Here is a 22150-nt window from a genome sequence, read left to right on the forward strand (position 1 = left end):
CGCTACTCCGCGGCCTCGGCCGGCGCGATACGGCGGGAATGCCGCGCCTGTGCGTCGTAGGCCTTCTGCCAGTCGGACGGGCCGTTCGACGGCGAGATCTGCACCGCCGTGACCTTGTATTCGGGGCAGTTGGTTGCCCAGTCCGAATAGTCGGTCGTGATGACATTGGCCTGCGTGTCCGGATGGTGGAACGTGGTGTAGACGACGCCAGGCGCGACGCGATCGGTGATCTCCGCACGTAGCGTGGTCTCGCCGGCGCGGCTCTTCAGCCGCACCCAGTCCCCGTCGCGCACGCCGCGCTGTTCGGCATCATGCGGATGGATCTCCAGCCGATCCTCGGCATGCCAGACTACGTTCTCGGTGCGCCGGGTTTGCGCGCCGACATTGTACTGGCTGAGGATGCGGCCTGTGGTGAGCAGCAGCGGATAGCGCGGGCCGGTGCGTTCGTCGGTCGCGACATATTCGGTCACGACGAACTTGCCCTTGCCGCGGACGAAGCCGTCGATATGCATCACCGGCGTGCCCTCGGGCGCCTTGTCGTTGCAGGGCCACTGCACCGAGCCGAGCTCGTCGAGCTTGGCATAGGAGACGCCGGCGAAGGTCGGGGTCAGCGCCGCGATCTCGTCCATGATCTCGGAAGGATGGCTGTAGGTCATCTCGAAGCCTATGGCCCTGGCGAGGCCGATGGTGACCTCCCAGTCGGCAAGCCCGTTCTTCGGCGTCATCACCTTGCGGACCCGCTGGATGCGGCGCTCGGCGTTCGTGAAGGTGCCGTCCTTCTCGAGGAAGCTCGAGCCCGGCAGGAACACGTGGGCGTAGTTCGCGGTCTCGTTCAGGAAGAGGTCGTGGACGATGACGCATTCCATCGCCGAGAGTGCTGCCACCACATGCTTGGTGTTGGGATCGGATTGCAGGATGTCCTCGCCCTGCACGTAAATCCCCATGAACGTGCCTTCGACTGCGGCGTCGAACATGTTGGGAATGCGCAGGCCCGGCTCGGGGTTGAGCTTGACGTTCCACAGCGCTTCGAACTGGTCCCGCACGGCGTCGCCCGAGATGTGGCGGTAGCCGGGCAGCTCGTGCGGGAACGAGCCCATGTCGCAGGAGCCCTGCACGTTGTTCTGGCCGCGCAGCGGGTTCACGCCGACACCCGGACGGCCGATATTGCCCGTGGCCATCGCAAGGTTGGCGATCGCGATCACGGTGGTCGAACCCTGGCTGTGCTCGGTCACGCCGAGACCGTAATAGATCGCGCCGTTGCCGCCGGTGGCGTAGACGCGCGCTGCTTCGCGCAGATCCTTCGGATCGACGCCGGTGAGGATGGCAGTGGCTTCCGGGCTGTTGTTCGGCTGGGCGACGAACGCCGCCCATTCCTCGAACTCGCTCCAGTCGCAGCGTTCGCGCACGAAGGTTTCGTCGACGAGGCCTTCGGTGACGATCACATGCGCCAGTGCCGTCATCACCGCAACGTTGGTGCCGGGCATCAGCGGCAGGTGCAGCGCCTTCACATGCGGCGATTCCACCATCTCGGTGCGGCGTGGATCGATCACGACCAGCTTGGCGCCCTGGCGCAGCCGCTTCTTCAGGCGGGAGGCGAACACCGGATGGGCCGAAGCGGGGTTGGCACCGATGATGACGACCACGTCGGTGTCCTCGACCGAGTCGAAATCCTGCGTGCCGGCGGAGGTACCGAATGTGGTCGAAAGGCCATAGCCGGTCGGGGAGTGACAGACGCGGGCGCAAGTGTCGACATTGTTGTTGCCGAAGCCGGCGCGGATCAGCTTCTGCACCAGATAGGTTTCTTCATTTGTGCAGCGGGACGATGTGATGCCGCCGATGGCGTCGCGGCCGTATTTCTTCTGGATGCCGCGCATCCTGTCGGCGGCAAACGAGAAGGCCTCGTCCCACGACACTTCGCGCCAGGGATCCTCGATCCGCTCGCGGATCATCGGGTTGAGGATGCGTTCCTTGTGGTTGGTGTAGCCCCAGGCGAAGCGGCCCTTGACGCAGGAATGGCCGCGATTGGCCTTGCCGTCCTTGTACGGCACCATGCGGACGACTTCCTCGCCGCGCATCTCGGCCTTGAAGGCGCAGCCGACGCCGCAATAGGCGCAGGTGGTGACGACCGAATGTTCGGGCTGGCCGATCTCGATCACGGATTTCTCGGTCAGCGTCGCTGTCGGGCAGGCCTGCACGCAGGCGCCGCAGGAGACGCATTCGGAGCCGAGGAAGCTCTCGCTCATGCCCGGCGACACGCGGCTGTCGAAGCCGCGGCCGGAGATCGTGAGTGCGAAGGTGCCTTGCACCTCCTCGCAGGCGCGGACGCAGCGCGAGCAGACGATGCACTTGGAGGGATCGTAGGTGAAGTACGGGTTGGACTCGTCCTTTGGCATCCAGGCGGCGTTGATCTCGCCGTGGGATTTCGCGAAGACGTGGTTCTCCCCCTCGTAGCCGTAACGCACGTCGCGAAGGCCCACGGCGCCGGCCATGTCCTGCAACTCGCAATCACCATTGGCACCGCAGGTGAGGCAGTCGAGCGGATGGTCGGAGATGTAGAGTTCCATCACGCCCTTGCGCAGCTTCTTGAGCCGTTCGCTCTGGGTGTGCACGATCAGGCCGGACATGACAGGCGTGGTACAGGACGCCGGCGTGCCGGCGCGGCCTTCGATCTCGACGACGCAAAGGCGGCACGAGCCGAACGCGTCGACCATGTCGGTCGCGCAGAGTTTCGGGATCTGATGGCCGGCGTCCATCGCCGCCCGCATGATCGAGGTGCCCTCGGGCACCGTGACCTGGTTGCCGTCGATGGTCAGCGTCACCATCGTTTCCGATTTCGAGCGCGGCGTACCGAAGTCGATTTCTTCGATCAGAGACATTGTCGTTCTCCTATTCCGCGGCTTGAAGCGTGGTCGGGGCCGGGACGAAATCCTCCCGGAAGTGCTTCAATGCGCTGAGCACGGGGTAGGGCGTGAAGCCGCCGAGCGCGCAGAGCGAGCCGAATTTCATGGTGTTGCAGAGATCTTCGACGAGTGCGAGGTTCTCGCTCACCCGCTCGCCGTTGATGATCTTCTCGATGGTCTCGACGCCGCGGGTCGAGCCGATCCGGCACGGCGTGCACTTGCCGCAGGATTCGATGGCGCAGAATTCCATGGCGAAACGCGCCTGGTTGCGCATGTCGACGCTGTCGTCGAACACGACGATACCGCCATGGCCGATCAGGCCGTCGCGCGCGGCGAAGGCCTCGTAGTCGAACGGCGTGTCGAACAGCGCGCGAGGGAAGTAGGCGCCCAGGGGGCCTCCGACCTGTACCGCGCGGATCGGGCGTCCCGTGAACGTGCCGCCGCCGATGTCGTCGACGAGCTCGCCGAGCGTCACGCCGAAGGCCGTCTCGAACAGCCCGCCGTGGCGGATGTTGCCGGCGAGCTGGATCGGCATCGTACCGCGCGAGCGACCCATGCCGAAATCGGCATAGGCCTTGGCGCCTTCGGCCAGGATGAAGGGGATGGCGGCGAACGACAGCACGTTGTTGATGACGGTCGGCTTGCCGAACAGGCCGTGATGCGCGGGCAGTGGCGGCTTTGCGCGCACGAGGCCACGACGGCCTTCGAGGCTTTCCAGCAGCGAGGTCTCTTCGCCGCAGACGTAAGCGCCGGCGCCGACGCGCACCTCGAGATCGAAGCTGTGCGTGGAATCACTGATGTTCGCGCCGAGATAGCCGCCGCGCTTCGCAGCCTGGATGGCCGTGTTCATCGCCTCGACCGCGTGCGGATATTCGCTGCGGATGTAGATGTAACCCTTGGTCGCGCCGACGGTAATGCCGGCGGTTGTCATGCCCTCGATGACGAGAAAGGGATCGCCTTCCATGATCATGCGGTCGGCGAAGGTGCCACTGTCGCCTTCGTCGGCGTTGCAGACGATAAACTTGCGATCCGCTTTCGCATGCGCGACCGTCTTCCATTTGATGCCGGTCGGAAAGCCCGCGCCGCCGCGGCCGCGCAGGCCGGACGCCGTCACTTCATTGAGGATGGCTTCCGAGCCGAGCGACAGCGCGCGTTCGAGGCCCTTGTAGCCGCCATGGGCGCGGTAGACATCGAGCGAGCGCGGATCGATCACGCCGCAGCGCGCGAAGGTGAGGCGGGTCTGGCGCTTGAGCCAGGGGATCTCGTCGGTGGCCCCGAGCCGCAGCAGATGCGGCGTGTTGCTCGCGAGCGCGTCGAGCAGGGAGGGCACATCGGTCTCGGTCACAGGGCCGAACGCGATCCGGCCCTGCGGCGTCGCGACCTCGACCAGCGGCTCGAGCCAGTACAGGCCGCGCGAGCCGGTTCTGACGATCTCGACGGCAATGCCACGCTTGGCTGCAACCTGCTCCAGCGCCAGCGCGACCTCGTCGGCGCCGACCGCAAGCGCACCCGCATCGCGAGAGACATATAGACGGATGCTCATCGCTGCGCCTCCGCCACAAGCGCGTCGATGCGCTTCTCGTCGAGCCGGCCGATGAGTCGGCCGTCGAGCATCGCGGACGGCGCGGTTGCGCACAGTCCGAGGCAGTAGATTGGCTCCAGCGTGACGCGATCATCGGCCGTGGTGCCGCCCAGCAACACGCCGAGCTTCGCCTCGACACGCGTCGCCAGCGCATCGCCACCCGCCGCCTGGCAGGCCTCCGCGCGGCAGAGCTTCAGCACATGGCGGCCGGCCGGCTTGTGGCGGAAGTCATGATAGAACGTGAACACGCCATGCACTTCGGCGCGGGACAAATTGAGCGCCTGCGCCACCATGGGAATGGCTGCCTCCGGCACGTAGCCGAACGCCTCCTGGAGCGCGTGCAGGATCACCAGCGTCGCGCCTTCCTGCTCGCTGTGTTCGGCGATGATCTCGGCGCCGCGCGTCTCGTCCCAAGGCTCAAAAACCGCTGTCATTCTTCGTTCTCGACCAGAGCGTCTGCTGATCTCAAACTATTTGGAAACGTTCGAAGATCAATAAAGCTGTCTCATGCTGCGATTGCGGATTACGATCGATTTGCGATGGCAATCACTCGATCTGAAATTGCAATTGAAGCCGGTCTCCGGGCGTTTTTACGTGTTGGAATGGGGCGAGCATGCTAGCTTGTATGCCACCACACAATTCGAGGGGATGACCGGTTGCTCGACAAGCTTGAACTGTTGCTGGCGCTGGCGAAGGAGCGGCATTTCGGACGCGCGGCGGAGGTCTGCGGCGTGACGCAACCGACGATGTCGACCGGGCTGAAGCAGCTCGAGGAGATCCTCGGCGTGATGCTGGTCCAGCGCGGCTCCCGCTTCCAGGGTTTTACGCCGGAAGGCGAGCGGGCGCTGGATTGGGCGCGCCGGATCGTCGGCGATGCCCGCGCGATGCGTGACGAGATCAACGGGCTGAAGCATCAGCTCTCCGGCGAGATACGTATTGCCGCGATCCCCACCGTGCTCGGCATGGTCGCTGCGCTGACGACGCCGTTCCGCGCCAGGCACCCCGAGGTGCGCTTCAGTATCCGCTCCACCACCTCGTCCGAGGTGCTGGGGTTGCTCGAGAATCTCGAGGTGGATGCAGGGCTGACCTATATCGAGAACGAGCCGATCGGCAAGGTGCGCACCATCCCGCTCTACAGCGAGAGCTATCGTCTGCTCACCGCGCCGGATGGAATGTTCGGCGATCGCGAGACGGTGACGTGGAAAGAGGTCGGGCAGGTGCCGCTGTGCCTGCTGACGCCCGACATGCAGAACCGCCGCATCATCGACCGTGCGTTACGTTCGGTCGGCGCGGAGGCGACGCCGACCTTGACGTCGAATTCGCTGCTCGTGCTGTTCACGCATGTGAAGACGGGGCGCTGGGCCAGCGTGATGCCGGCCAAGCTCGCCGAGACGCTCGGCCTGTCCGATACGGTGCGCTCGATCCCGATCACCGATCCCGATGTCAATTACAGCATCGGCATGGTGATCCCGCAGCGTGATCCGATGACGCCGCTGATCGCGGCGCTGGTCAACGTCGCGCGGGAAGTCGCGCCGTCGCTGCAATCGTAGGATTCAGGCCGCGGCCGATATTCCTGATGCCGACTTGATCGCGTCGCGGGGCAGGGTGACGCGCACGACGGTGCCGACCTCCAGCTTGGAGCGCAGCCGCATCGAGCCGCCATGAAGCTGCGCGAGCGAGCGGGCGATCGCGAGGCCCAGTCCCGAGCCGTGATAGGTCTTGGTGAGCTGGCTCTCGACCTGCTCGAAGGGGCGGCCGAGCCGCGCCAGTGAATGCGGCGCGATGCCGATGCCGGTGTCGGCAATCATCAGCACGATCCTGTCGTCGAGCTGCCGGCTGCGCACCACGATGCGTCCGCCGTCGGGCGTGAACTTCACGGCGTTGGAGAGCAAATTGACGATGATCTGCTTGGTGGCGCGGCGGTCGGCGACGACGGAGATGGATTTCGCGATGTCGGCGTCGAGCGTCAGGTGCTTGTCCTGCGCGCGGCCGGTGACGACCCGCAGGGATTCCGCCAGCGTCTGCGCGAGGTCGAGCTCTTCCATGTCGAGCTTCATGCGGCCGGCCTCGATCTTGGACATGTCGAGGATGTCGTTGATGACTTCGAGCAGGTAATGCCCGCTGGTCAGGATATCGTGGCAGTATTCCTGGTACTTCTCCGAGCCGAGTTCGCCGAACATGCCCGAGCCCATGATCTCGGAGAAGCCGATGATCGCGTTCAGCGGCGTGCGCAGCTCGTGGCTCATATTGGCGAGGAATTTCGACTTGGTCTGGTTGGCTTCCTCGGCGCGGGTCTTCTCGCGCTGATATTTCTCGGCGAGATCGGCGAGTTCGCCCGCCTGGCGCTCCAGGGCTGCCTGCGAGCGCTTGAGGTCGATGACGGTGGCGCGCAGGCGTAGATCGTTGTCGACCAGCTTCTGCTCGTGCTCCTTGATGCGGGTGATGTCGGTGCCGACCGAGACGTAGCCGCCGTCCTTTGTGCGGCGCTCGCTGATGTGCAGCCAGCTGCCGTCGTCGAGCTGCGCCTCGAAGGTGCGCGCGCCGGGGCCTTGGCTCGCCGTCTCGTTGTGTCGGGTGCGGACCTCGGGCATGCGGCCGACCTCGAGCACGGTCTCGTAGGAGGTGCCGGGAATGACGGCGCTGTCGGGCAGCTTGTGCAGGCGCTGGAAGTGCGAATTGCAGAGCACCAGGCGGTCGCTGGCGTCCCACAGCACGAAGGCTTCGGGAATGGTCTCGATCGCGTCGCGCAGGCGCAAATCGGCTTCGACAGTTCGCTCGGCGAGGCTCTTCTGCTCGGTGATGTCGACGGCGATCCCGATCAGGTGAACGCTGGAGTCCGTCGCGCCGCTGGTCTTTTCGCAGCGGACGCGCAGCCAGATCCAGTGGCCGTCGACATGCTGCATGCGGAAGGTCTGGTCGATGTGGTCAATCTTCTCGGAGATGAGCTGGTCGGCGATCTCGAACAGGTCGATGTCGTCGGACTTCACCAGCGCGTTGACCTCGCCGAAGGTGAGGAGCTCGTTGCGGCCGTCGAGGCCGAGCATCGAAAACATCGACTGCGACCAGAAGATGCGGCCGCGTGACAGGTCCCAGTCCCACAGTCCGCAGCGGCCGCGGTTGAGTGCGGTGTCGATCCGGCCGCGCACGGCGTCGTTGATCAGGTCGCCCTCGCGGGCACGGGTGGACTGCCAGTGGAAGGCGAAGCCGAGGATCAGGACGACGAAGCCGGTGGTGGCCGACAGCGTGACCGACAGCGCGGCGTCCGAGCCCCAGATCGGCTCGTTGCGCTCCTGGATCACGGTGACGAAGCCGGGCAGCGACTTGATCTGCCGCGAGGTCGCCATCGCGGCGTTGCCGTTCGGCAGCGTCATGTCGGAGATGTTGCCGTCGCGCGGCGGTGCCGCCAGCAGTTGCGCTGTCGTGATTGCGTCGAGCAGGCGGTCGTTGCCCGAGGGATCGCTGTCGACCGGGATGCGGGCGAGGATGCGGCGGTCGAGTCCGGCCGAGGTGACGATGACGTGCCGGCCCGAGGCGGTGCCCCACGATGGAATGAGGTCCGGCAGCAGCGCCGGCAAGCTTTCGATGTTCTTCAGCCGCTCCTGTCGCGCGGAGGTGAGGCGGTCGATGCGCTCGGCGAGCAGGTCGGCGAGCGCCGAGATGTCGTGGCGGATCACCAGACGCTTCTGGCGCGTCTGGTCGACGACCTGCACGAACGCGCCGAGGCAGATCGTGATCAGGAACGCGATGATGAGCGTCGGCACGGCACGGCGCAGCGCAGGCTCCGCGATCAGGAGCCGATGATAGGCAGGTTTCGCGATCGATTGCGCCAATCCTTTGATCGAATCGGATTGGACGCACGCGTTCGCGGCGTCTGCACGCGACATGCCTAAAGCCCCCTGGAACCTGCTTGCAACTTGATTTTGGAAGCAGCCCCACATCGCTTCCGAATCATGGCCGATTTGAATCCAGATTTCGCGGGCTGTCGAGAGTCAACGAATCGTTAACGCGAATTTATTCTTATCCAACGCGCAGTTTGTGCGTCGCGCGTCCGCAAACTTACGTGCGCGGCGAGTCCGAAACGAGAACGTGTGACTCCTCGCACATTCTCTGTCACGCACGCGGCGGTTCGGCGTGACTGATGACGCGCTTCACGCTCGGGAACGCGCGCCGCAACGCGCGCTCGATCGCGTCGACATGCTCGTGCACCCTGATCACGCTCATCGACGGCTCGGCGCGGCAGTGGAAGTTGACGATTTCGCCGGCGTCGGTGTTGCGGACGCGGACATTGTGGATGTCGTGGATCTCGCCGCCGGCGGCATACTCTGTCAGGGCGGCGGCGATGGCCTGCACCCGTTCCGACGCGGCATCGACCCCGAACGGCAGTTCCGGTTCCAGCGGCTCGATGTGGACGTCGACCTCGACGTCCGCGCCGAACTCTTCCTGGATGTTGCGTTCCAGCGTGTTGGCGACCTCATGGGCGGCGTCGAGCTGCATCCCGGCGTCGACCTCGAGGTCGATGCTGACGATCAGCTTGGCGCCGAGATCGTGCACGGTGACGTGGTGGATGGCGAGGCCCGAATTGTGGGCGATGACCATGATGCGGTCGCGCACGGTCTCGTTGTCGCGCGCCACGGGGACTGCGGTGAAGGTGAGGTCGGTATCGCCGAAGGCCTGCTCGACGGCTGCTTGCGCGTTGCGCTTGATGTCCTCGACCCGGTCGATGGGGTAAGTCCGCGGTACCTTTGCGATCGTGTCGATAAACGTGGTGGCACCGACCATGCGCACGCGGAGCCGCTCGATGTCGATCACACCCGGTACGCTGCGGATCGCGGCCGTGGCCGTCTCATGCGCGCCTTCCGGGGCGCGGTCCACCAGCGTCTGCACGGTCGAGCCGGCCATGCGTAGGCCGAGCAGGGCGATCATCACGGCCACCGCGGCGGCGGCAGCCGCGTCGCCCCACCAGAAGCCGAGACCGGCGAGGATCAGGCCCACGATCACGGCGAACGAACCCATCACGTCGGAGGCGAAATGCAGCGCATCGGCGGCGAGCGCCTGGCTCCTGGTCTCCCGTGCGGCACGGTGCAGGGCACGTGCGCGCCAGAAATTGACGGCGATGTCGATCACCAGCACGACGAAAGGGACGGCGGAGATCGTCGGCGGCGCAACTCCCTCTCGGAGATGGCTGTAGGACTGGACCAGGATTCCGCCGGCGAGCACGTAGAGCAGGGCGGTCACGCCCAATGCCGAGACACTTTCGAGTTTGCCGTGGCCGTAATGATGCTCTTCATCCGCCGGCTTGTCGGACACCCGCACCACCGCCCAGGTGATGATGGTGGCGACCAGGTCGATCGAGGAATGCAGCGCCTCGGAAATCAGCGCTAGCGAGCCGATCGCGATCCCGACCGCAAACTTCGCCGCCGCCATGCCGCCACTGGCGAAGATCGAGATCGCTGCGACCGAGGTCTTGTTGTGTTGGGAGCTCATGGCGGGGGATTTAGCAGGCCACGGGTGAACATCAAGCGACGATCCACAGGCGTAGACGCTAGTGAGTTGCAGGAGCGGGATCCCCCGGTTTGGTAGGGTGGGCAACGGCGCGGAGCGCCGCGCCCACCATCTTTCGGGGACGCTGACGCATGGTGGGCACGCTTCGCTTTGCCCACCCTACTAGACCTAGGTCTTTGGCCTCAGGAATGTTACGGCACCGTCACGACGATCTTGCCGAGATGCTTGTTGGCCTCCATGTGCTCGAATGCCTTGTCGATGTCGTCGAAGGCAAACACCTTGTCGATCGGCAGCTGCAGTTTTCGCGACTCGACCGCGCCCCAGATGTCCTTCTTGACCTCGTCGAAGATCTCGCGGACCTCCTCGATGGTGCGGGTGCGGAAGGTGACGCCGACATAGTCGATGCGGCGGGCCGCGTGCAGGTCGAAGTTGAAATCGGCATGGGTGCCGCCGAGCCGGCCGACATTGACGATTCGACCCTTGACCTTGGTCGCCGCGAGGTTCTGGTTGGCGACCTTGCCCGAGACCTGGTCGACGATGAGGTCGACACCTTCGCCGTTCGTCGCCTTCAGCACCTCGTCGATCCATGAGGGGTCGGAGGAGTCGACCGCGAGGTCGGCGCCATACTCCTTCAGTCGGCCGCGGCGGGCGGCATCGGTCGAGGAGCCGATCACGAGTCTCCCGCCCTTGAGCTTCGCAATCTGCATCGCCATCAGGCCGACGCCGGAGCTTGCGCCCTGGATCAGCACGGCCTGCCCGGGCTGCACGCCGCCGATGGTGACGACGGCGTTGTGCATGGTCGCGAGCGCGACGGGCAGGGTGGCGGCTTCCTCGAAGTTCATGTTCGAGGGCGCGCGGAACAGCCGGCCGTGATCGGCCAGCGTATATTCGGCAAACGCCGCGCCGCCCGAGCCCATGATGCGGTCGCCGACCTTGACGCCCTTGGCATCCGGTCCGAGTGCGGCGACCTCGCCGGCCCATTCCATGCCGAGCACGGTGCCGGCGCCGCCGGCCGCGCCATGGGCGTGGCCCTTGCGCATGCCGGTGTCGGCGCGATTGAGTCCACAGGCGCGGACCCGGACCAGCACCTGCGTGCCTTCAGGCTTTGGTTGAGCGACGTCGGAAATTGTAGCGCCGCCAGGGCCGTAGACATAAGCCTTCATGTATTGCTCTCGCTTCTTGCAGTGATTATTCCGCAGCCTGCGCTGTAGGATGAACGATCATGCCTTCGAGCCGGCTGCGGATGATGGCCTCGGCTTCGCGCACGATGCGGGAGATCAGCTCGGCGCAGGTCGGGATGTCCTGGATCAGGCCCTGGACCTGGCCCGCTGACCAGATGCCTTCATCCGAGTTGCCGGTCGCGTAGACCATCTTGCCGCGGGCGCCCGCGACGAGCTCGCGGATATCCTCGAACTTGGCGCCTTCCTTCTCCATCGCAACGACCTTGGTCGAGATCTCGTTCCTGGCGACGCGGGAGGTGTTGCGCATGGTGCGGAAGATCAGCTCGGTCTCGCGCTCGTCATTGGCGACGATCTTCTCCTTGATGAGCTGATGAATGGGGCTCTCTTTGGTCGCCATGAAGCGCGTGCCCATGTTGATGCCTTCGGCGCCCAGCGCCAGTGCGGCGACGAGGCCGCGGGCGTCGGCAAAGCCGCCGGAGGCGATCATCGGGATCTTGATCTTGTTGGCGGCGGCCGGGATCAGGATCAGGCCGGGGGTGTCGTCCTCGCCGGGATGACCGGCGCATTCGAACCCGTCGATTGAGATGGCGTCGACGCCCATGCGCTCGGCCGAGAGCCCGTGACGGACGCTGGTGCATTTGTGCACGACCTTGACGCCGTGCTTCCTGAACTCGTCGACGTGCTCCTGCGGCTTGTTGCCGGCGGTTTCGACCACCTTGATGCCGCTCTCGATGATGGCGGCGCGGTATTCGGCATAAGGCGGCGGCTTGATCGCGGGCAGGATGGTGAGGTTGACGCCAAACGGCTTGTCGGTGAGATCGCGGCAGCGGGCGATCTCCTTCCTGAGGTCCTCCGGTGTCGGCTGGGTCAGCGCCGTGATGAAGCCGAGCGCTCCGGCATTGGCGACGGCGGCGACCAGCTCGGCGCGCCCGACCCATTGCATGCCGCCCTGGACGATCGGGTGCTCGACACCGACGAGCTTGGTGAACCGTGTCTGCAGCATGGTCTGTTTCCTCCGCCTGTGTGGCGCTCTGTTATCGTTTGATGGCGGCAGGATGCCGCCCGGGTCGGGAAAAGTCTATTGGAAGGGCGTGCGGTGGAGGCGGGGCGATCATGCGGGGAGTGAGGGGATTCCGTGAGGCGGATAATTGAGGTGGTAGCACCGGGTGGCGCGAGGGTTTTTGTGCGCCGCTGCTTCAACACCGACGGAGGATGAGGAGCTTTCGGAGACCATCAACTTGCATTTTCTCGCAAGGCACGCCTCCGCCCTCTCGCGGCGCATTCGCCCGAGCTTTGCCCGATCGCATCGCCCTCGTCGTAACAAGGGCGCAGGGAAGGCCGAGCGCCGGCTGGCACCCGCAAGTCCGTGCGCCAAAGGAATGCACACGGGGTGGACCACAGGTTCGCCGGATCGCCCGGCCTTCCCTGCGCGATGGTTTTAACGTGTCCTTCGTGCTCTCCCCGGGGAGCGATGCACTATTGCCCCCGTCGCCATGCAGATGACTGATGCGCGCGCCCGGTTGGACCGCCACATCACCGCAGGACTTGACGCATAGACCCCGGGCGTCAGGACCACACGACTTGTTCGTCCGCGCACGTCCTCGCTGGGCCTTCGGGGCTGGCGTGTGCTCGCACCCGAAGCCATGCGAAGACGCTGTCGGCGCCGTGTCGTAGGCGCGAAAGCCTGTGCTCACGGTTTTCCGCCCGGCAAGGCTCGCCGCGCCCGACGCCGTCGCGTCCATCGCTGCCCAACCCGCGGTTCGTGACGATCGCGATCCGCCCCTTGTCCCGGGTCAGGGTATCGCGTACGTACGACAAATCCGAATTCGGTAAAGTGGAATATTTTGGCGAGCCGGGATTGACAGGCGACGCGGGAAGTTGCGCGGGTGTTTTGCCCGACGGGCAAGACGGCTTCAGCTACTCCGCCGACAACCGCACCATCTGGCGGCCGCCGTTCATTTCCTTGAGGCTGTTGACGAAGTTTTCCGGGCGCTGCCAGCGGTTGGGGACCTTCAATCCCATGTACTCGGCGATGTCGCCGATGAAGCCGGTGCAATTGGTGGTCTCGGCATTCCAGACCGGCGAGCTCGCCTGCAATTTCTTGATATAGGCAAACACACGCTTGGCGTCGGCTTCGTTCAAATAGACGCGGTAGTTCGCGGTCAGGTAATCGGGGTCGAGATCGCCGTAACTCGCGCCGGTCTCCGCCGGCACCCAGGTGAGGTGACCGAGCACATAGGCCCAGGTGTCGCCGGCGGGCGTGAGCCCTGCGACCTCGACGGCGCGCTCGCTGGTCTTGCCGTACCAGACGAAGGCGTGGCCCCAGCTCGCGGCCGTGCGGGCGCGGAAATCGACGTAGTACGGACCTTTCTCAGCGCGCGCGACTGCGCGCCGCGTCGTTTGCGGCGCTGGTCGTGATACGGCGTCGGTCGTGGCAAGCGCGTTTGCGTCAGCAACGCGCTTGTTCGCTTCGTGGGCCGAGGCCGAGGGTGTCGTGCACGCGAGCATGGCCGCGAGCGCGAATCCCGCAAGGATGCAGGGTCCCGATCGATCAGGTTTGTTCGTCACGCTATGCCCCTCGAATGTCGGCCACTCACGCAGAGTCTACGCTTGCTTCTGCGTATTTCGCTGCGCGTCAGTAGCGCGCGGCGACGGGGCCGGGCGCCTTGCCGATCGGGGCCTTTCCAACCGGGCTCTTGCCAATCGGCATCTTGCCGATCGGCGCCTGCTCGGAATAGACGGGAACGGGCTGGCGGCGCGGTAGATCCGCAGCATTCGCAACCGTCACCAGAGCAAGCGTAGCACCCACGACAAATACAATCTTCTTCACAGTCATACCCCTAGAAGGTTTGGTCCAAACACGGCACCGCCGTGCCCCCAGACACGCCTCACAGAAGGGCGGCCGAATGCGTCCACAGTGCGGCATCCGCGCGACATGTTGGCGGCATCTGCCGGGCGCGCGGAGACGTGATGTGTCTGAATGTTCGCCTTCGCGCCGCTCGTTGGTCAGTGATCGGCGCTGAGGCGGAAATGCATCTCGATCTTCGCGGGTGACGCATCGCCCGCCGCGCGCCAGGGTGAAAAGCCAGGGGTGGGATCAGGATCGGAGGGGAGATCGATCGGCCAGCTCTGCGTCGGCGAACCCGGAAGCGTCAGGCTGACGGCGCGGTGACGCGTTTTGTACGTCAACGATGTGGAGGCAATGATCGCTTTGCGCTCGCCTTCATGCGCGCGCCAGTTCGGAGGCAAATTGGCACTGACATAACCTGTCGCTTCCTCGACCTCGATGTGCACATCCTCCGCCTTGTCCGGCAGCGTCATGCCGGCGGGAAGGCGAAACTCGATGTGGAGCGTCATGTAGCCGTGACTGAGATAGGGCGAGCGGATGAGTTCGTACCAGCCCCAATAGCCAAGGATTGCCGCGATGAGCAGAACGGTCAGAGCAAAGGGCGCAGAGAGCTGCGTGGTGCGGTGAGGCGTAGTGTCGGAGGTTTCCGTGGGCGGCTGTGGCGTTGCGTTCCGGACCAGGCCGAAGCGCACGAACAGCCAGATGCCGGCGATCAGGCCAACCACACCGCCGATCGGACCGATGTCGAAGAAGGCGCCCATGGCGATGCCGCCATCGCGGTCTGGCCCGGCCAGCGCGATCACCAGTGCGGCAAGGGCGGTCCAGCCGGCGAGCGCGCCGAGCAGGGCGGAGAAGAGGCCGAGGATCAAGCGCATGTCCGGATTGGTCGCGCGGATGGGGATCGCGGTTCGAACCATCCCGAAGGATCGGGTGCCTTCACCCGATCCGGTTCAGGCTGTTCCTGATGGTCGAGAAGATGCCGCCGATGTCTTTTCGCAGGCCGTCGAGCGCGTTGAAATTGTCGAAGATGCGGGCGAGGCGGTCCTCGACCTCGCGCTTGCTCTTGGTCAGCGCGTCGACGCGCGAGGCGAGGCTGACGTCGCCGCTCGCCTCGATCTCGCTGACGGTTTTGGCGAGGAGGTCGCGCGTCGTGCCGACGTCCGCGATCATGGCCTCGATTCCGAACACGGGCGCCTTCAGTGGGACGAGGTCAGCCTGCGACTTCGACAGCTCCGTCTTGAAGGCGTTCAGCGTCGCCAGCGTTTCCTGTAAGGCGCCGAGGCGCTGGCGCGACTGGAGAACAAAATCGTTCAGCGCATTCTGGCGGTCGGCAAGCGTCTTGCCCTCGGCGTCGATCTCGACACCGGCGAGCGAGCGTTCGAGCTGGGCCCGACGCTGGCCGAGTTCTTCGAAGTCGAGCCCGATCCCTTTCAGGATGTGGAAGCTGTCGTCGATGCGGGCCAGGCGCTGCTCGATCTCGACCTTGTTCTTCGACAGCGTCTCGACGCGGGTGCCAAGCGGCGCTTCGCCGACGGTTTCGAGCTCGTCGACGCTCTTGACGAGGCGCTCATGGCTGAGGCCCAGCTCGCCAATCAAGGCATTGAGGCCGGCGTCCGAGGCGCGCAGCGGCACCAGTTCGGCGTGGGACTTCGCCAGATCTTCCTTGTACTGGTTCAGAGTCGCAAAGGTGCCCTGGACCGTGCCGACCCGGGACAGCAACGTCGATACGTCGCGCGCGATGTCCTTGAGCCGGTCGGCGAGATTGTTCTTGCGGTCGTCGGTCTCGAGGTCGTGCAGCGAGCGTTCGAGCTGGTTCTGGCGGTCGCGGATCTCGGTGAAAACCGGCTCGACCGCGCGGCGCTGCTCGGCGACCTTGCCCACCATGTCGCGCAGTTCCTGCTGGCGGCGGCGGATTTCGGCGAGCTGGTCGTGCATGTCGGTGGATTCGTTGCGGCCCCGCTGCAGCAGGGCGCGCTGCTCGGTCTCGCCCAGCTTGTCATGGAGGGCGGAGACGGCCTCCCGGGGATCGCTCTCGATCAGGTGCTGGACGGTAGCGTCGAGGTGGTTCTGCAGGGCATGAGCGACGACGACGTCCTCGCGGGTCTTCTTGAGGCGGTCGCGCAATGTGTCGAGGCGCCGGTCCTGGCGCGAGAGCCGCCAGGCGGAGGCGCCGATCAGTGCCAGCGCCAGAGCCAGGATCGCGCCGGTCGCAAACCGCTGCGGGACAGGCAGGCCTCCGAACCAGGCAGGCAGGTGGCCGACATCGTAACCGAGCGCCTGCTGGGCGAAGATCGCGATGGCGGTGAGCAGAACAAACCAGGCAACCAGGAAAAACAGCCACATCGTGACTTCCTCACGCCGGCACACATTATCGCCATAATTGCTATTGGAGAGCGGAACCGAGATCAAGGGCGGCGGGGGCTTGCCGGATAGGTCCGGTCGCACGATCCACGGCTGAATGCGTCAGCCGATCGGTGGAGGAGAAGTTGGTTGCCGGGATTTCCCGAGCTTGGATGGAGTGTTCCGTAGCCTGGATGGAGCGAAGCGCAAGCCGGGTTCTGCAAGCCTTGCCAGCCCCGGATTTCGCTTCGCTCCATCCGGGCTACCGCACCGCGTTGGTGGCTACAGCCGAAACTCGTTGGTCAGCTCGCCGATGCCGTCGATCGCGACGGTCACGATGTTCACCGGCTCTTTCATCACGCCGACGCCGACCGAGGTGCCGACGGCAATGAGGTCGCCGGGGAGCAGGGTCATGTCGTGGGAGATCCTGCTGACCAGCTCCTGCGCGGAGAAGATCATGTCCGATATCGGATAGTTCTGCCGCTCCGCGCCGTTGAGGATGGTGCGGACCACCAGCTTTGCCGGATCGAGACCGGTGGCGATGACAGGGCCGAACGGGCCGTAATCGTCGATGCCCTTGGCCCGCGCCCATTGCGGGAAAGTGGGATCGCTGGTCAGGATGTCGTTGGCAGTGATGTCGTTGACGCAGGTGTACCCGAAGATGAAGCTGTCCGCGTCCGCCGGCGACACCCGGGCGCAGGTCTTGCCGATGACGATGCCGAGCTCGCCTTCATACGTGGTCTTGCCGTCGTAATAAGAAGGACGGCGGATCACGGCGCCTGGTGTCGTAATGCTGGTGGTGGCCTTCAGGAGGTAGAGCGGCTCGGGCGGCTCGGGCTGGTTGAGCTTGGCCGCGAGCGCGTGAAAATTGTTCCAGAGCGCGACGATCTTGCTGGGCGCGCAGGGCGCGAGCAGTTCGACCTCCGGCAGCGCCAGCGTCCTGCCGGTGGCCGCATGGCGGCCGAACATCTCGCCCTCGTGCACGCTGATGCCTGACGAATTCAGCGTGCCGAACCCGGTGGCACCGCTATTGCGGAAGCGGAGCCATTGTTTGATCTCGCGAGCCATCACGCCACCGCCAGTGCGCGCGGATCCGATCGTGTCGAGATGCCGTCGTAGAGACCGGCGATGCGGGCGCGCTGGGTCACCATCGCCAGCACTGAATCGAGCGCGGGGGTGGCGATGCCGGTGAGGCGGCCCATCTCCTGCACGACGGTGACGAGCGGGTCGATCTCCATCGGGCGGCCGCGCTCGAGATCCTGGAGCATCGAGGTCTTGTGCGCGCCGACCTTGCGGGCGCCTTCGATGCGGCGCTCGACGTCGACGCGGAATTTGACGCCGAACGTCTCGGCGATGCCTTGCGTCTCCATCATGATCGCGCGCGACAGCGCGCGGGTAGCCGGATCGGTGCAGATCACGTCGAGTGTTGCATGGGTGAGTGCGCTGATCGGGTTGAAGCAGACATTGCCCCACAGCTTGAGCCAGATCTCGTCGCGGATGCGGTCGAGCACCGGCGCTTTCAGCCCGGCTGCGACGAAGAGATCGGCGAGGCGTTGCACGTCCGGGGTGGTCTCGCCGGAGGGCTCGCCGAGCGGAAAGTTGTTGCCGTAGACGTGACGGATCACGCCGGGCGCCTCGATCTCGGTGGCGGGATAGACGATGCAGCCGATGGCGCGCTCGGCGCCGATTTCGCGCCACTGCCGTCCGCCGGGGTCGATGCTCTCCAGCGTCGAATTCTCGTATTGGCCGCCGTGCTTGTAGAAGTACCAATAGGGGATGCCGTTGACGGCGGTGACGATGCGGGTGTGGGGGCCGAGCAGCGGCTGCATTGTCTCGATCACGCCGGTGATCGAGTGCGCCTTCAGCGTGATGATGATGTAGTCCTGCACGCCGAGCTCGGCCGGATCGTCGGTGCAGCGCGGATGCACGGTGTGCTTCTCCTCGCCCGCGAGCAGCGTCAGGCCGCGCTCGCGCATCGCGGCAAGGTGCGCGCCGCGTGCGACCAGGCTGACGTCGGCGCCCGCGCGCGCGAGCTGAACCCCGAGATATCCACCGATTGCGCCGGCGCCGTAGATGCAGATCTTCATGGAATCCTCGCGGAGCAGCAGTAGCCGGATTTCGGGACGAAAGATCCGGTCCGGCTCGGAAGGGTCCGAGCCGGTGCCGGTAGTCGCAGGGGAAGTGAGGCGCTTTAAGCTGCTTGCGGCGTGCCGTTGAGTGCTTCGTCGATGACGGCCGCGATGTCGCGCATGCTGATGACCGAGACGAGGCTGTAATCGTCGATGACAGGCAGGTGCCGGATGTGATTCCGGTTCATCAGATGGCGGACGTGCTCGATCGTGTCGCTCGAGGTGCAGGACACGAGTTGCTGCACCGAGACGAGCTGCGAGACCTTGACGTTGACGGCATTGGCGCCGTGCTCAGCGACCGCGCGCACGACGTCGCGTTCGGTGAACATGCCGACCGCGGTGTTACCCTCGGAGCGGACCACGTCCTTCACCACCAGTGCGCTGATGTTGTTGGCGCGCATCAGCTTGGCGGCGATACCCACCGTTTCGTTCATTCGCACCGTGACAACGCGCGGTGTCTTCTTGCGCAGAATGTCTCCGACCAGCATTGCAACCTCCCTAGGTGAATGATGTGGCAAGTGTGGTATACATAATGCCAATCGTCAAGCGTCGGTTTGGCTGATCCAAAAAATCTTGCGGCAGCAATGCTGACATTTATCGTGAGCCAAAAAGAAAGGGGCGCATCGCTGCGCCCCTTCTCATCCGTGCAAGGTGCGTGTTCGTTATGCCGTCTCGGTCTTGGCGTTCCCCGTCGCGGCGTTGGCGCTCTCGGCTTCCTTGCCGAGGATGAAGGAGCGGCGCATCGGCTTGATCACGAACAGCGCCGTCAGGGCTGCCGTCGCGTTCAGCGCGACTGCGACCACGAACACGGCCTTCCAGCCATAGGTGGCCGAGATCACGCTTGCGAGCGGAACGAGCAGGGACGCCGTCCCCTTCGCCGTGTAGAGCATGCCGTTGTTGGTGGTTGCAAACTTCGAGCCGAAGGTGTCGCCGCACGTGGCGGGGAACAACGAGTAGATCTCGCCGAACACGCCGAAATAGACCGCGGTGGCGAGCACGAAGACGACGGGCACGTGGCCATAGGCCGATAGCGTCAGCAGCATCAGCGCGGCGGTGCCGAAGGCGATGAACATGGTGTGCTCGCGGCCGATCGTGTCGGAGACGAAGCCGAAGAAGGGCCGTCCGAAACCGTCGAAGATGCGGTCGAGCGAGATCGCGAACGTCAATGCCGCCATCTGGAAGCCGGCGAGCGTGACCGGCGTGTCGGCGATCTTGAAGTCGTGCGCGATCGGGGCGATCTGCGCCGCGGTCATCAGGCCGCCGGAGGCAACCATGACGAACACAAGATACATCACCCAGAAAACAGGGGTGCGCAGCACCTCGGGCGGGGTAAAGTCGATCTTGGTCTGCGGCAGATTGAGCTGCTTCTTCTTCGGCGGGATCGAAATCCGCGGCGGCTGGATGAAGAAGGCGAGCACGAAGACGATCACGCCCTGGCCGATGCCGAAGGTGAGAAACGCGTGCTGATAGCCGCTCGTTGCGATCATGGTCGCGATCGGCACGACGGTGAGGGCGGCGCCTGCGCCGAAGCCGGCGGCGGTCGCACCGGCAGCAAGGCCGCGGCGATCGGGAAACCATTTCAGTGCGTTGCCGACGCAGGTGCCGTACACCGCGCCCGCGCCCATGCCGCCGATGATCGCGGCCGCGTAAAGCAAGGTGAGGCTATCGGCATAGGAGTTGAGAATCCAGGACAGCGCGATCATGACGCCGCCGAACATGATGACGATGCGCGGGCCGTATTTGTCGACGAACCAGGCCTCGATCGGCACCAACCAAGTTTCGGTGACGACGAAGATGGTGAAAGCGAGCTGGATCGCGGCGCGTCCCCAATGGTGCGCGTGATCGATCGGATCGACGAACAGCGTCCAGCCATATTGCAGGTTGGCGATCATCGCCATGCAGACGATGCCCATGACCAGTTGGAGCCAACGGAAACCTGTGCGAAGAGGCGCGGCCGTGACAGCGCCATCGGTGCTGGAAATCATCAAAAACCTCCCGAGCGCCTGTCTGGTTCGACACCGGTCGCAAGATGACCTGATGTCGCAATATTGTGGCTTATCGTCGCAAGCGCGATGAGGACCTTGGTATACCATATTCCAGATTGCAAGCCCTATCTTGGCGCGCCACTGACAAAAATATGCGGGGTTCCGTTTGGGAACGGCGGACTCATGAAGACGTTGCGCAAAACGAAAACGCCCGGCCGTGAGGCCGGGCGTTTTGCACGAGAAGGCGCTTTGGAGCGCGTCAGACAGTCGATTGCGCGACCACCACCTTGCGCCAGGGCTTGAGCACCGCGATCGCCAGCGCCGAGGCCAGGATGTTGGCGCCGGCTGCGATGATGAACACGTTGTCCCAACTGCCCGACGACTGCTGCATGTAGTTGCCGATCGGGACCAGCAGCGCGGCCGTACCCTTTGCGGTGTAGAGCAGGCCGGCATTGGTGGTCGCGAACTTGGCGCCGAACGTATCGGTGCAGGTCGAGGGAAACAACGAGTAGATCTCACCCCAGGCGAAGAACACGAAGCCCGAGAGCAGCACGAACCAGAGCGGATCCTGGCCCCAGAGGTAGAGCATCCAAATGCCGATACCTTCCATGCCGAAGGCGATGAACATCGTGTTCTCGCGGCCGATCATGTCGGAGATCCAGCCGAAGAACGGACGCGTCAGGCCGTTGAGCACGCGGTCAATCGTGGCCGCGAAGGTCACCGCGGTCATGGTCACCGCCATCAGCGTGACCGGCACGTTGTCGATCTTCCAGTCGGCCGCGATCGGCTTCAAATTGGCCGTCACCATCAGGCCGCCGGCGCCGACGATCACGAACATGAAGTACATCAGCCAGAAGATTGGCTGACGCAGCACTTCGGTCGGCTGATAGTTGCGGCGGGTCTGTTGCAGATTGGCGTTCGCCACCACGCTGGGCACTTGGCCTGCCTTGGGCGCCAGCAGGAAGAAGGCGAGAATGCAGATGATGATGCCTTGTCCGAGGCCGAAATAGAGGAAGGTGGTCTGAAAACCGCTGTCCTTGATCATGGCCTGGATCGGCGCGACGGTCAGCGCAGAGCCTGCACCGAAGCCCGCGGCCGTGATGCCTGCGGCAAGACCGCGCTTGTCCGGAAACCACTTCAGCGCGTTGCCGACGCAGGTGCCGTAGACGCCGCCGGCGCCGATGCCCGCGATGATCATGCCGAGATAGTAGCCGTTGAGCGTGGTCGCCTGCGCGTTGATCGCCCAGCCGGCGGCGCAGAGCACGCCGCCGACCAGGACGACGAGGCGCGGACCGTATTTGTCGACGAACCATCCTTCGATCGGCACGAGCCAGGTCTCGAACAGCACGAACAGGGTAAAGGCCCATTGGATCGACGCGCGATCCCAGCCGAACTTCTTCTGGATGTCGGGGACGAAGAACGTCCAGCCGTATTGATAGTTGGCGATCATCACCATCGCCGCGACACCGACCGCCAATTGCGTCCAGCGATACGTGTCGCTAACGCGCGCGGCTGTCGGGGCGGTTGCTTGCACCATGTCCGTCATAAAGCCTCCCGTGGCGCCTCTCATTTTTCTGCGAGCGCTGGAACGGCATTCTTGTATGCATTATGCCAAGCTTCAAGCGCTGGTCCGGTCACCGTGCGCAAATGCCGCAGGACCTTGCCCGGTTGCGGCTGTGACTC

At 64.7% G+C, this 22150-nt stretch carries 17 protein-coding genes; 1 reads left to right on the plus strand and 16 read right to left on the minus strand.

The genetic code is table 11. The annotated features are described in order from the left end of the window. Positions 1 to 2: 2 nt before the first annotated feature. From fdhF to IVB41_RS16790, 3 genes are read right to left on the minus strand one after another with little or no spacing between them, the layout of a single operon-like run. Positions 3 to 2876, minus strand: coding sequence for a formate dehydrogenase subunit alpha (fdhF, locus tag IVB41_RS16780; RefSeq protein WP_247433002.1), 2874 nt, complete (start codon positions 2874 to 2876; stop codon positions 3 to 5). 10 nt (positions 2877 to 2886) lie between these two features. After that, complete coding sequence (locus IVB41_RS16785) at positions 2887 to 4443, minus strand: NADH-quinone oxidoreductase subunit NuoF (protein WP_247433005.1); 1557 nt, start codon at positions 4441 to 4443, stop codon at positions 2887 to 2889. Next, positions 4440 to 4916 (minus strand): formate dehydrogenase subunit gamma, encoded by a 477-nt coding sequence (locus IVB41_RS16790; RefSeq protein ID WP_027569132.1) that lies wholly within the window; start codon positions 4914 to 4916, stop codon positions 4440 to 4442. The genes IVB41_RS16785 and IVB41_RS16790 overlap by 4 nt, the downstream gene beginning before the upstream one ends. Before the next feature lie 222 nt (positions 4917 to 5138). Between IVB41_RS16790 and IVB41_RS16795 the strand changes: the two genes are divergently transcribed. Then, entirely contained in the window at positions 5139 to 6032 is an 894-nt protein-coding gene (locus tag IVB41_RS16795; protein WP_247433008.1) for a LysR family transcriptional regulator, read from the plus strand. 3 nt (positions 6033 to 6035) lie between these two features. On the opposite strand, the gene IVB41_RS16800 is transcribed toward IVB41_RS16795, so the two are convergent. The 13 genes from IVB41_RS16800 to oxlT (IVB41_RS16860) form a co-directional block, all read right to left on the minus strand. Continuing rightward, entirely contained in the window at positions 6036 to 8366 is a 2331-nt protein-coding gene (locus IVB41_RS16800; protein ID WP_027569134.1) for a PAS domain-containing sensor histidine kinase, read from the minus strand. Between the two features lie 226 nt (positions 8367 to 8592). After that, complete coding sequence (locus IVB41_RS16805; RefSeq protein ID WP_247433011.1) at positions 8593 to 9966, minus strand: cation-efflux pump; 1374 nt, start codon at positions 9964 to 9966, stop codon at positions 8593 to 8595. Between the two features lie 209 nt (positions 9967 to 10175). Beyond that, positions 10176 to 11147, minus strand: coding sequence for a zinc-binding dehydrogenase (locus IVB41_RS16810; RefSeq protein WP_247288854.1), 972 nt, complete (start codon positions 11145 to 11147; stop codon positions 10176 to 10178). 25 nt (positions 11148 to 11172) lie between these two features. After that, positions 11173 to 12168 (minus strand): nitronate monooxygenase family protein, encoded by a 996-nt coding sequence (locus tag IVB41_RS16815; protein ID WP_007593350.1) that lies wholly within the window; start codon positions 12166 to 12168, stop codon positions 11173 to 11175. A 914-nt stretch (positions 12169 to 13082) separates the two neighbouring features. Next, positions 13083 to 13733, minus strand: coding sequence for a hypothetical protein (locus IVB41_RS16820; RefSeq protein WP_027569137.1), 651 nt, complete (start codon positions 13731 to 13733; stop codon positions 13083 to 13085). A 67-nt stretch (positions 13734 to 13800) separates the two neighbouring features. After that, positions 13801 to 14001, minus strand: a complete 201-nt coding sequence (locus tag IVB41_RS16825; protein WP_007608336.1) for a hypothetical protein — start codon at positions 13999 to 14001, stop codon at positions 13801 to 13803. Between the two features lie 170 nt (positions 14002 to 14171). Beyond that, positions 14172 to 14930, minus strand: coding sequence for a hypothetical protein (locus IVB41_RS16830; RefSeq protein WP_247433015.1), 759 nt, complete (start codon positions 14928 to 14930; stop codon positions 14172 to 14174). Positions 14931 to 14949: 19 nt separating this feature from the next. After that, positions 14950 to 16356 carry a hypothetical protein gene (locus tag IVB41_RS16835; protein ID WP_247359830.1) on the minus strand — a complete coding sequence of 469 codons (1407 nt, stop codon included), beginning with the start codon at positions 16354 to 16356 and terminating at the stop codon, positions 14950 to 14952. A gap of 279 nt (positions 16357 to 16635) precedes the next feature. After that, positions 16636 to 17421: a fumarylacetoacetate hydrolase family protein gene (locus IVB41_RS16840; protein ID WP_247288858.1), complete on the minus strand. Its 786-nt coding sequence runs from the start codon at positions 17419 to 17421 to the stop codon at positions 16636 to 16638. After that, complete coding sequence (locus IVB41_RS16845) at positions 17421 to 18440, minus strand: 2-dehydropantoate 2-reductase (protein ID WP_247288860.1); 1020 nt, start codon at positions 18438 to 18440, stop codon at positions 17421 to 17423. Before IVB41_RS16845 ends, IVB41_RS16840 begins: the two co-directional genes overlap by 1 nt. 104 nt (positions 18441 to 18544) lie before the next feature. Then, positions 18545 to 18970: a CBS domain-containing protein gene (locus IVB41_RS16850; RefSeq protein WP_027569141.1), complete on the minus strand. Its 426-nt coding sequence runs from the start codon at positions 18968 to 18970 to the stop codon at positions 18545 to 18547. A gap of 174 nt (positions 18971 to 19144) precedes the next feature. Next, positions 19145 to 20467 (minus strand): oxalate/formate MFS antiporter, encoded by a 1323-nt coding sequence (gene oxlT, locus IVB41_RS16855; protein ID WP_027569142.1) that lies wholly within the window; start codon positions 20465 to 20467, stop codon positions 19145 to 19147. Positions 20468 to 20726: 259 nt separating this feature from the next. After that, complete coding sequence (gene oxlT / locus IVB41_RS16860; protein ID WP_027569143.1) at positions 20727 to 22013, minus strand: oxalate/formate MFS antiporter; 1287 nt, start codon at positions 22011 to 22013, stop codon at positions 20727 to 20729. Between the last annotated feature and the right edge of the window lie 137 nt (positions 22014 to 22150).

The organism is Bradyrhizobium sp. 44, assembly GCF_023073095.1.
Classification (GTDB): Bacteria; Pseudomonadota; Alphaproteobacteria; order Rhizobiales; family Xanthobacteraceae; genus Bradyrhizobium.